The sequence below is a fragment of the Pseudomonas quasicaspiana genome (assembly GCF_021147825.1).
Lineage (GTDB): Bacteria > Pseudomonadota > Gammaproteobacteria > Pseudomonadales > Pseudomonadaceae > Aquipseudomonas > Aquipseudomonas quasicaspiana.
This window is the reverse complement of record NZ_JAGTPI010000105.1, coordinates 1-11,495: the sequence shown is the minus strand read 5'-3', so window position 1 is coordinate 11,495 and position 11,495 is coordinate 1. Positions and strand designations below refer to the sequence as shown.

The following is an 11,495-nucleotide window of genomic DNA, read 5'->3' as shown; positions in this document are numbered from 1 at the left end:
TGTACTGGAGCTATCGCGAGCAATGTGGATCGCCACCCCGGTCACTCCTACAGTAAAAAGCATTCCAAATCAGATAGTTATATTTTGTTTGATAGGAGCAGAGCTTGCTCGCGATGAGGCTGGACGCAATCTGCCTGATATTTGCGGCGTCCTTATCGCGAGCAAGCTCTGCTCCCACAGGTTCTGCGTCGCAATTCACCTTGCGGGCAAACTTAGAATCTCCTACAAGTCCGGCGGTATACCGGCCTCTTGGTAATGAGTTCGCGGAAGTTGTGTCTGCTGGCCAACAATGTGCACCGTTAACTCTAAACGGCTACCCTGTTGAATTACCTCAGGAGGAATAGCCCGTGATCAAGAAAGTCGGCCCCACTGAAATAAAACCCAAACACCGCGCATCGTGCCATTGCGGCGCTGTGGTGCTGGAGCTGGATTTACCCGACGGCATTGTCGACCCTCGGCGCTGCGATTGTTCGATGTGTCGCCGCAAAGGTGCCATCGTTGCCTCGGTCGCGCTGGACGGTGTCAAAGTCATTCAGGGCCAGACCCAGCTCAAGCTCTATCAATTCAATACCCGTACAGCGAAGCATTATTTCTGCGGTAACTGCGGGATTTACACCCATCACCAGCGGCGCTCCTCACCGGATCAATACGGTTTCAATCTGGGTTGCCTGGAAGGCGTGAACCCTTACGACCTGGGCCAGATCAAGACCAGTGACGGCGTCAATCATCCCGCCGACCGCGAGCCACCGACCAACGCCCCCGGCTGAATGCGATATCAGCCTTCCGGCCTCGCTAGACTGGGTCGAAGGCTGATGCATCAAGCGGACGCAGCGATCTCCCGCAAATAAGTCATCAGCAGTGACCGGCAACTTTCAGTCTCCGCAACATAAACGTTTGATTGCACATTTGTAATCTTTCAACCATCTCGTCGTTATCTTCAACTCGTCAAGATTGTGCCCCACTGGCAGCGCTCGAATTTATAAAAAAAGCCAGGTCGACACATAAGAAATCTGCCGATTTGAACGGAGCGACTATGACTCACCTCAACAAAATGACTTTGGCCGTTTTATCCACCCTTGCGAGTGTCACACCGCTTACTGCTTTTGCAGAAGAGCAAAAAGAAGGGTTTATCGAAGGCAGTACGTTGACTGTACTCAATCGAAGTTTTTACATGAACCGTGACCATCGCAAAGGCGAATCAAGCCCCACCGGGAATGGCTATTCCGAAGCATGGGCTCAAGGCGTGATCGGCAAATTCGAATCCGGTTTCACTCAGGGTACGTTTGGTATTGGTGTCGATGCGTTCGCAATGCTGGGCATCAAACTCGACACCGGTGATGGTCGAAACGGCGGACGCAGTTCGTTCGATGTTCTGCCGGTCGATGGGGATGGTGAGGCCGAAGACGAATACAGCAAGGTTGGTGGCGCTCTGAAAGCCAGGGCATTCGATACGGTTGTAAAGGTCGGGGATGTCTTTCCATCTACGCCTGTGGTTTCTTTTGGCGACTCGCGACTGCTGCCTGAAAGTTTTCGCGGCGTGACGGCGACCAACACCAGTATCAGCGGTTTAACCCTTCAGGGTGGCCGCCTTCACTCAATGAGCCAGCCAGCCTCCAGCAGCATGCGCGATAACTTCGCCACGTTCTATGCAGGTTCGGTCAACGCTCCGTGGGTCGCCTATTTTGGAGGCGATTACGCTGCCACCGACAGTCTGAGCCTGAGCCTGTATACCAGCAGGCTGAAAGATGCCTGGGACCAGACTTACGCCTCCACTTCCTACACATTGCCGCTCTCGGACAATCTGGCACTGACCGGTAGCCTGAATTACTACAACGCCACCGACGAAGGCAAAAAGCTCCTCGGTGAATTCGACAACGACATCTGGAGTGCGAAGATCGGCCTGCAATACGGCGCTCATACCCTGGCCCTCTCGCACCAGCGAAATGAAGGCGACGACGACTTCGATTACCTCAGACAGTCTGACTCGATTTACCTGGCGAACTCTATTCAGTACAGCGACTTCAACTCGCCCAAAGAGCGCTCGTGGATGGTCACTTACAACCTGGACATGACCACCTTCGGGGTACCCGGCCTGTCGTTCATGACGCGCTACGGTAAAGGCACCGACGCGGACTATTCCAATGCGAACAGCACTTACATGCGCCGGGATTCGGATGGCAACCCACTCACCGATCAGAAGCGCTGGGAGCGGGATATCGAAGCGAAATACATCGTGCAGACTGGCAATCTGAAGGACCTGTCACTGCGCGTGAGACAGGCCACCACACGAGCGACTGCATTTGAGTCAGACCTTGATGAGGTCAGAGTGATTGTCGAGTATCCGCTGAGCGTTCTGTGAAGAGCGGCATGAGGTTTTAGCAACACCGCCCTGGAAGCTCCCGCTCTGCAACCAAGGTGTTTCAGGCGCTCTCGCGAGCGCCTTTTTTTGGTCATTAATTTTTGTCTCGAGTAAACACTGGATCTGTAGGAGCTGCCGAAGGCTGCGATCGCGGTGTATCAGGACAAATGCTTCGCAGCCTTCGGCAGCTCCTACAGAAAATGCATTTCAATCCATTAATTTGCATTTTGTCTGGTGAGAGTGAGCTTGCTCGCGATTCGACTTTTCCGTCGATAAATTACCGTCAGGCATGACGCCATCGCGAGCAATGTGGATCGCCACCCCGGTCACTCCTACAGGGTCCCTGTTTGCCACGAACTGCACTGCACGAACCGCTTCAATACCCATCCATTGATCCGGCGCAGCTTTCGGAGCCCGGAAAGCGACTAGGCTGAGGTCCATCGCCCCTCCACCAAGGCCATCCTCATGCCTCCTGCTTCATCCGCGCCGTTGTCCGTCCGCTCCGAACCGCTGCACATGGGGTTCGTGATCGCCTGGCTGTTCTGCGCCCTCTTCTACTTTGTGCAATACGCCCTGCGCTCGGCACCCGGCGTGATGATGCCGGAGTTGACCGAAGCGTTTGGCCGCGATGTGGTGGCCGTCAGCGCGCTGGTCGGTCTGTATTACTACACCTACTCGATTTTCTCGATCATAGCGGGCGCGGCACTGGACAGACTGGGTGCCAAGTACGTGATACCGGCGGGCATTCTCATGGTTGCAGCGGGCGCAGCCTTATTCGGCCTGGGTGAGTTGCACGTCGCGCAAATCGGTCGCCTGCTGCAGGGCGCGGGATCGGCCAGTGCCTTCATTGGCGCAGTGTATCTGGCAACGCATGGCTTCCCGCCCCGGTATCTGGCCACTGCCGTCGGTTTCACCCAATGCTTCGGCATGATGGGCGGCTTCGCCGGGCAATTTGCCGTGGGCCCGATCATTCACGGGACTATCCCGTGGCAACAATTCTGGTTCATCGCTGCCGGTTGCCTGTTCGTGATTGCAATTCTGGTGCTGATCATGACGCCCAAAGGTCACGATCCACGCCCCGCCGGGAGCAGCAACTCACTGGGTTCAGTATTGACGCCCTACAAGCAGGTTCTGAGTAATCCACAGTCATGGTTATGCGGTTTCACGGCGGGCCTGTTGTTTCTGCCGACGACGATCGGCGACATGATCTGGGGCGTTCCATTCCTGCGTGACGGTCTGGCGGTCACGTACAGCGAAGCAGTGAACCGCAGCAGCATGATCCCGCTGGGCTGGGTGATTGGTTGCCCGTTGCTCGGTTATATTTCCGACCGCATCGGCAGACGCAAGCCGGTACTGATCGGTGGCGCGTCGCTGATGTTGATCGCCAGCGCGGCGATTCTGTATCTGCCAGCTGGTATTGCCCCGCCGTATCTGTTCGGTCTGTTGTTGGGGATCGGCTCTGGCGCAGCGATGATTCCCTACTCGATCATCAAGGAAGTCAACGCCGACAACGTCAAGGGCAGTGCCACCGGTGCGATCAACTTTCTGGTCTTTACCTTCAGCGCCCTGCTCACACCGGTGTTTGGTTACTTGCTGGCGCGCATGGCCATGGGCGGCGCCTTGACCCTGCCCATATTTCAGGCTGCCGGTGCCTGGTTGCTGGGGGGCATCGTGCTCGCAATCGTGCTGGCGCTATTGATTCTGGAAACGGGACCGAAAGGTCGGCAGGTCGCTGGCTAGAAGGTTTTCTGAACACATCGCCAGGCTGTGAATCGAACATTCGGACTTGAATGACGGCACCATGCGTATATGATCAAGCCTAGTTGTACGATGACATATGACGCTGAGCATGCCTTCATGTTTTCCCAACAATAAAATGACGAGCGATCCACTATGACTCAAAGCAAAGCCGAAGTACTGGTCTGGGGCCAGATGCACGCCTCTCTCACTGAAGCGCTGGCCCGGGACTTTACCGTGCACAATCGCTGGGAGATTGCAGACCTGGAAGCTTGGCTCTCCACCCACGGCGAGAAGATTCGCGCCATCGTCACCAGCGCCGTGTACGGCACCGACAATCAGGTGCTGGATCGTCTGCCCAATCTTGAAGTCGTCACCAGCTTCGGCGTGGGTTACGACGCCATCGACACCGACTATTTGTCAGGGCGCGGCATCAAATTCAGCAACACCCCGGATGTCTTGAACAAAGCCGTCGCGGAAACTGCCCTCGCACTGATGCTCTGCGTAAGCCGCAAGATCAGCGAAGCCGAGCGTTTTGTGCGTGCGGGTAAATGGCCAAACGGCAAATTCCCTCTGGGCCGCGACCTGGCAGGCAAGACCTGCGGCATCGTCGGGCTGGGCAAGATCGGTAAAACCATCGCCACTCGTGCTGCGGCGTTCGATATGGAAATCGCCTATTTCCGTCGCGGTGAGGCTTATTCCGATGTGTCCTACACCCACTACGCTGACCTCCACGAACTGGCCAAGGTCAGCGATTATCTGGTGGTGATCGTGCCGGGCGGTGCCGATACCGAGAAGCTGATCAGCGCATCGGTGCTCAAGGCACTGGGTCCGGATTCTTTCCTGATCAACGTGGCACGCGGCACGGTCGTCGACGAAAAAGCCCTGGTCGCCTCGCTACAGGCGGGTCAGATCGCCGGTGCCGGGCTGGATGTATTCGAAGATGAACCGAACGTACCCGCCGAGCTGTTGAGCCTGGACCAGGTTGTACTGACCCCGCACATCGGCAGCGGCACCTATGAAACCCGCAAGGCCATGGCTGATCTGGTGTTTGCCAACCTGAGTCGTTATATCGATGAGGGTGAGTTGGTTACGCCGGTATTGGGTTAATCACCCCGGACGGATTGGAACACTCGTTTGGTGGGAGGTAACGCCCCGTCTAAAATGCCGCGTTGTCGTGAAGCAAACACAGGATCTGTAGGAGTGAGCTTGCTCGCGATGACGGTAGACTTTTCAAGAAATTACCGTCAGGCCTGACGCTATCGCGAGCAAGCTCACTCCTACAGGGTCCGTGTTTGCTGCGCGTCAAAGATGGCAGCTCCCCTAAGTTGACCAGCGTAGCTGTTGGATTTGCCTACTGTTTCACGCATTTAACGATCGTTGACCATGCAAGCTCGCCAGAATCACCTATCGTTCTGTTTCAGGACGAAAAAAGGTGAGTCTTCCATGAGTATTGAAACGCTGTTCGCCAATCTGCATAGCCTCCCCAGCATTCCAAAAGTCGCTCAGGATCTGATCCTGCAATTTGACAGCCCTTCTTCCAGCCTGGAAAGCATTGCTCGCAATATCGAAAAGGATCCGGTGATTTCGGCGAAGATTCTCCGCCTGGCCAACTCGGCCCGGTTTCGTGGCTCCCGGGAGTCGTCCAGTATCGAAGACGCAGCCATGCGTCTGGGTTTCAACACGCTGCGCACGCTGGTGCTGGCGTCAGCTGTGACGGGCGCGTTCAAAGCCGGACCGAGCTTTGACCTGAAAGGCTTCTGGCTGAAGAGTTTTCAGGTGGCCGGGATCTGCCGGATGCTGGCGAAACAGAGCGGCGTGGACCCGGAGATTGCGTTTACCTGCGGCGTGATGCATGACATCGGAGAGTTATTGATCCAGACCGGCGCGCCGGAAGTCGCCGAGCGTATCAATGCGGCGAGCAAAACGGGCACGCCGGGCCGCGCGGCCAATGAAACGGTCCAGTTAGGTTTTGGCTATCCCGAGGTGGGTGAGGAACTGGCCCGTCGCTGGCATCTGCCAGAGGTGATCCAGCAAGCCATCGCGTATCAGGCGAAACCGTTACAAGCACCAGGCAATGCTCCCCTGCCGCGTATCGTGGCTCAGGCGATGCTGGTTTCCGATGCACTCGAAGCTCACGGCGGTGCTACGCCAGAAGCGCAACAGGCGGTGGTCGGACCGCTGACTGAAGGGGTCAATCTGGATGCATTGTTTGCCGGACTGCCCGCCGTACTGGAGGCGGACAAAGCGTTCGCAGAATTGCTGAGTTAGACCGAGTCGCCGTTATCGCGGGCAAGCACCGCTCCCACATGGCATTGCATTTCAAACTGTGGGAGCGGTGCTTGCCCGCGATACATGAGACGAGGCGGGAAGACACACTACATCATCGTTTATCGTCCTGTCCGGATGCGGCTCGGCCAAGGCACCGCTCACAATATTGGTCATCTGTAGGAGTGAGCTTGCTCGCGATGAACGATGACACGGTGTAGCTGAAAAACCGAGTCGTCTGCATCGCGGGCAAGCCTCGCTCCCACAGGTTTGCAGGCCAACATAGAATCTCCCATGGCATTGCATTTCAAACTGTGGGAGCGGTGCTTGCCCGCGATAAGGGCGACCCGGTTTCAAGCCTTACTCTTCACATCAGATCCTGAAAGTCCCCACCAGATGCTGCAACCGGGCAGCCTGCTCTTCCAGATATGAACAAGCGTCCAGCGTCAGCTTCAGGTTATCGACGCCTTCCTGATTGAGCGTGTTGATCTGCGTAATATCGACATTGATCGACTCCACCACCGCAGTTTGCTCTTCAGTCGCAGCGGCTACGGACTGGTTCATGTCGTTGATTTCATCAATACGACGAGTAACGCTGCTCAACCGCTCACCGGCCTGATTGGCGACGGTCACGCTGCTTTCACTCTGACGCTGGCTTTCGGTCATGGTGACCACCGCTTCCCGAGCACCGATCTGCAGTTCCTCGATCATCTTCTTCACTTGCTGCGCCGAATCCTGAGTACGGTGTGCCAGGCTGCGCACCTCGTCGGCCACCACAGCGAAGCCACGCCCTGCTTCGCCGGCACGCGCTGCCTCAATTGCCGCGTTCAGTGCAAGCAGATTGGTTTGCTGGGAAATACTGGTGATTACTTCCAGAATCTGACCGATGTTGACCGTCTTGCCGTTCAGGTTCTCGATGTTGGCGCAGGATTCGCTGATCTTCGCCGACAGCTCGTTCATCGCGCTGATGGTCTGCTGTACGACTTGCTGACCATCACTCGCCAACTGGCTGGCATCGGCAGATTGCTGAGAAGTACGCGCCGCGTTCTGGGCAATTTCATGGGCAGCCGCCCCCAGCTCGTTGATCGCCGCCGCAACGCTTTCGGTACGATTGGCCTGCTGGTCGGAGTTGGTCATGGAGGAGTTGGAAGCCTTCACTACCCGCATCGCCACATCGCCCAACTGGCCAGCCGTGGAAGCCACCTCGCGTATGGAGCCGTGGATACGCTCAACGAATCGGTTGAACGACTGGGCCAATTCGCCGAACTCATCCTGGGAGGTAATGGCCAGACGCTTGGTCAGGTCGCCGTCACCATCCGCGATGTCACGCATGGCGCGCCCCATCTGATGCAGCGGTTGCATCAGCACGCTGATCAACATGCCCAACAGCAGAATGATGATCACCACGGAAATGACCATCGCAGTAATCGCTGACGTACGGAATTCGCCGAGCATGGCGTAGGCCGCATCCTGATCCAGTACCAGCGCCACATACCAGTTAGCCGAGGAAACGCCTTCTACCTTGGTCAGCGACATGATTTCTGCTTTACCGGCGGACGCAATCTCAGTAACGCCCGCAGTAATCTTCGGCGTATCGGTCGGATAGGCTTCGCTGATGTTCTTCAGAATGAGTTTGCTGTCCGGGTGAATCAGAATCTTGCCGTCACCGCTGACGATGAATGCATAACCATGCCCACCGAAGTTCAGCGAATTGATGGTCTTGGTAATGCTCTCGAGGGAAATGTCAGCACCGGCAACGCCAATGAACTGGTTCTGGTACTTGACCGGCGCCGCCAGTGTAACGACCAACTTGCCAGACGAAGCGGCAATGTACGGTTCAGTCACAACAGTGCCTGGGGCGTTTTGCGCCGCCTTGTACCAGCCACGCGCACGGGGATCATAATCTGCCGGGCGATTACCCGCTGGCACCGAAAACATCACGCCGTCAGTACCACCGAAATAACTGAGCTGGAAATTATCGGTATAAGCCGGGATACCAATGGAGCTCTGCAGATCCGGAATGGCCTTGCCATCCGCCGCGATCCGCTGCGCCATGGATTGCAGCAGCTGGGTACGGCTCTCCAGCCAGGTCTGAATATTCTGAGTCGTCAGGCCACCCAACTGTTGAAGTTCAGCAAAGACATTGGATTTCAAAGTCTGGCGTTGACGGTAATCGTTAACAACAATAAAACAGGTAAATGCAACCACGACCACCAATGCGGCGGCGAGCAGAATCTTTCTGCTGAAACCCAGACTTTTCATCATTGCGGATACTTCCATTACAAAAGAGTTGCTACAGCGCACGGCTGTTCACTGAAACAGTGAACACATTGCGGCGTTTGTACTGGCTCTTTGTGTAAAAGGATAGTGTCCGGAACAAATATATTTATCGGATCCAAATAGTCGGACGTATGACAAGTTAATACGCGATGAATGGTTACATATACGGCGTTTTAAGGCCTAAAGATTTCACACACTCTGCCGACTGCAACGAAATATTAGTGCATCAGACAACATGCAGTCGGCGCCTATGTAACCTCTGACAGGTGATGCCGTCTTCCATTGAACCCAATCCTGAGCTCACCGAGGTTACGAGGCCATCGATAGCGGTTTGTCTGATACTCCGTTATCGCGGCCTCGCGATGCTCGTGCGCTCCTACAAATCCGGGCTTGCTGTACGACAGCGGTGTGTCAGGAATACGGAGCCACTTCCTGCCACAAGGCAGAATTACCGCAAGTTAGTCTTCACCAACTCAAACACCTCATCCCCTCGCCCGCTCAACACGGCGCGCATCATGTACAGGCTGAAGCCTTTGGCCTGGGCCAGTTTGATTTTGGGCGGAATCCCCAGTTCCTGTTTAGCGGTGACGACATCCAGCAATACCGGGCCCGGATGATCGAACGCCTTGCGCAATGCAGCAGGCAACTCTTCGGAACTCTCTACGCGAATACCCAGAATGCCCGCACCCAGAGCGATACCGGCGAAGTTAGTTTCGTACAGATCAGTGCCGTGGGGCACGTAGCCGCCAGCTTTCATTTCCATGTCCACGAAACCCAGCGAGCTGTTGTTGAACACTACCATTTTGATCGGCAGGTCCAGTTGACGAACGCTGAGCAGGTCGCCCATCAGCATCGACAATCCGCCATCGCCGCACAGGGAAATCACTTGTCGGTCCGGATGCGCCGCTTTCGCGCCCAGCGCTTGAGGCATCGCGTTGGCCATGGAGCCATGGTTGAACGAACCCAGCAAACTACGCTTGCCGTTCATGTGCAGATAACGTGCAGCCCACATTGTTGGAGTACCGACATCGACGCTGAAGATCGCGTCAGCATCGGCCTGCTCATCAATCAGCCGGGTCAGGTACTGCGGATGAATCGGGTTGCCCGGCGCCGATGGCGTGGCCAGATCATCCAGCCCTTCCCGTGACTTGGCGTAATGCTTGAGTGCCTTGTCGAGGAAGCGACGGTCTTCCTGACGATTCAGTTTGGGCAGCAGCGCGGCAAGGGTTTCTTTCACGCCGCCGGTCAGGCCCAGGGCTATCGGCGTGCGTCGACCGAGGGCTGTTGGGTCGATGTCGATCTGGACGATTTTGGCGTCCGTCGGGTAGAAGTTCCGGTACGGAAAACTGCTGCCCAGAATTACCAGCGTGTCGCAGGACAACATGGCGTGATAACCCGAGCTGAAACCGATCAGGCCGGTCATGCCGACATCGAATGGGTTGTCATACTCGACGTACTGCTTGCCGCGCAAGGCGTGCACCACGGGCGCGCCAAGACGGTCGGCCAAGGCGACCATCTCGTCATGGGCTCCGGCGCAACCGGCACCGCACAACAAGGTGACTGCTTTGGATTCATTGAGGATGTCGGCCAGCTGCTGGATGTCCGGCTCGCTCGGCGTGACCGTCGGTGGCGCGGTGTCCACCCACTTGGCCAGAGCGTCAGGGGCATCGCTCAGTGCAACGTCGCCTGGCAAAACGATCACCGCAACGCCACGCTGACCAATCGCGGCACGCATGGCGCGCTCCAGCACCCGGGGAAATTGCTCAGGGGTGCTGACCAGTTCGACGAAGTGGCTGCACTCCTTGAACAGTTCCTGAGGATGGGTTTCCTGGAAATAGCCCAGGCCGACTTCCGAAGACGGGATATGCGCCGCAATTGCCAGCACCGGGACCTGGTTGCGATGGCAATCGTAGAGTCCGTTGATCAAATGCAGATTGCCCGGCCCGCAACTGCCCGCGCACACCGCCAGCTTGCCCGTGCTGGCTGCTTCAGCACCGGCGGCAAAGGCGGCGACTTCTTCGTGGCGGGTGTGCATCCAGCGGATGGAGTCGATGCTCTGCAGGCTATCGGTCAAGCCATTGAGGCTGTCGCCGCTCACCCCCCAGATACGGTTGACGCCGGCACTGGCGAGGGTTTGAGCGAGGTGATCGGCAATGGTTTTGGACATGCTGGTTTCCTTGTCGAGACAGATGGAAAACGTAGCCAGTGTCTTGGTACGCATCAGTGATCGACAGGCTGTGCGGCGCACAGTTCAGCTGGTGACAGAACACAGATCAATCTGTGAAGAGCGGATTACCTGCGGGCGGTGCTTGCCCGAAAGACAAGCACGAAAATTCTTGAGACGCACCGCAGTGCACTATCCCGAACTCAACGGTAGGAGCGAACTTGTTCGCGAAGCGCGTCCAACCCTCTCGGCAACAAGTTACCTCCTACCGGACACGTCACTAAACGGTAGGAGCGAACTTGTTCGCGAGGCGGTCGACCTGATTCACCGCATCAAGCCCTATCGCCAACAAGTTGCCTCCTACCTGACCCAGCGCAAACCGGTAGTAGCGAACTTGTTCGCGAGGCGGCAGGCTGATCCACCGCATCAAGCCCTATCGCCAACAAGTTGCCTCCTACCTGACCCAGCACAAACCGGTAGGAGCGAACTTGTTCGCGAGGCGGCAGGACTGATCCACCGCATCAAGCCCTATCGCCAACAAGTTGCCTCCTACCTGACCCAGCGCAAACCGGCAGGAGCGAACTTGTCCGCGAGGCGTCAGACCTGACTCACCGCATCAAGCCCTATCGCCAACAAGTTGCCTCCTACCTGACCCAGCGCAAACCGGTAGGAGCGAACTTGTTCGCG

The 11,495-nt window shown here is 56.6% G+C and carries 9 protein-coding genes and 1 pseudogene; 6 read left to right on the top strand and 4 right to left on the bottom strand.

The features are described 5' to 3' along the window. From KDX30_RS29000 to KDX30_RS28990, 3 genes are all read left to right on the top strand, one after another. A partial coding sequence (locus KDX30_RS29000) for a hypothetical protein (RefSeq protein ID WP_231678210.1) occupies positions 1–256 on the top strand: 256 nt, incomplete at its 5' end. A 91-nt stretch (positions 257–347) separates the two neighbouring features. Then, positions 348–767 (top strand): GFA family protein, encoded by a 420-nt coding sequence (locus KDX30_RS28995; RefSeq protein WP_027902769.1) that lies wholly within the window; start codon positions 348–350, stop codon positions 765–767. Positions 768–1,051: 284 nt separating this feature from the next. Beyond that, the gene (locus tag KDX30_RS28990; protein ID WP_406644022.1) at positions 1,052–2,359 is read left to right on the top strand and encodes an OprD family porin; all 1,308 of its coding nucleotides are present in this window, start codon (positions 1,052–1,054) and stop codon (positions 2,357–2,359) included. A 207-nt stretch (positions 2,360–2,566) separates the two neighbouring features. Here the strand turns inward: KDX30_RS28990 and KDX30_RS28985 are convergent, their stop codons facing one another. After that, positions 2,567–2,800, bottom strand: a complete 234-nt coding sequence (locus tag KDX30_RS28985; protein ID WP_231678208.1) for a hypothetical protein — start codon at positions 2,798–2,800, stop codon at positions 2,567–2,569. 24 nt (positions 2,801–2,824) lie between these two features. Here KDX30_RS28985 and KDX30_RS28980 point away from each other — a divergent pair, with 24 nt between their 5' ends. The 3 genes from KDX30_RS28980 (at position 2,825) to KDX30_RS28970 (ending at position 6,367) form a co-directional block, all read left to right on the top strand. Further along, a complete protein-coding gene (locus KDX30_RS28980) occupies positions 2,825–4,099 on the top strand; it encodes an MFS transporter (RefSeq protein ID WP_231678207.1) in 1,275 nt (424 codons plus the stop codon). Positions 4,100–4,252: 153 nt separating this feature from the next. Next, the gene (locus KDX30_RS28975; RefSeq protein WP_231678206.1) at positions 4,253–5,206 is read left to right on the top strand and encodes a 2-hydroxyacid dehydrogenase; all 954 of its coding nucleotides are present in this window, start codon (positions 4,253–4,255) and stop codon (positions 5,204–5,206) included. Positions 5,207–5,542: 336 nt separating this feature from the next. Next, positions 5,543–6,367 (top strand): HDOD domain-containing protein, encoded by an 825-nt coding sequence (locus tag KDX30_RS28970; protein ID WP_095098957.1) that lies wholly within the window; start codon positions 5,543–5,545, stop codon positions 6,365–6,367. A gap of 369 nt (positions 6,368–6,736) precedes the next feature. Here the strand turns inward: KDX30_RS28970 and KDX30_RS29945 are convergent, their stop codons facing one another. The 3 genes and pseudogenes from KDX30_RS29945 to poxB all read right to left on the bottom strand — a co-directional run bounded on the left by KDX30_RS29945 (position 6,737) and on the right by poxB (position 10,811). Further along, positions 6,737–7,501 (bottom strand): methyl-accepting chemotaxis protein, encoded by a 765-nt coding sequence (locus tag KDX30_RS29945; protein ID WP_406644021.1) that lies wholly within the window; start codon positions 7,499–7,501, stop codon positions 6,737–6,739. 93 nt (positions 7,502–7,594) lie between these two features. Then, positions 7,595–8,626: pseudogene (locus tag KDX30_RS29940) on the bottom strand (HAMP domain-containing protein); the annotation flags it as partial. Positions 8,627–9,092: 466 nt separating this feature from the next. Next, positions 9,093–10,811, bottom strand: a complete 1,719-nt coding sequence (poxB, locus tag KDX30_RS28960) for a ubiquinone-dependent pyruvate dehydrogenase (protein WP_231678211.1) — start codon at positions 10,809–10,811, stop codon at positions 9,093–9,095. Between the last annotated feature and the right edge of the window lie 684 nt (positions 10,812–11,495).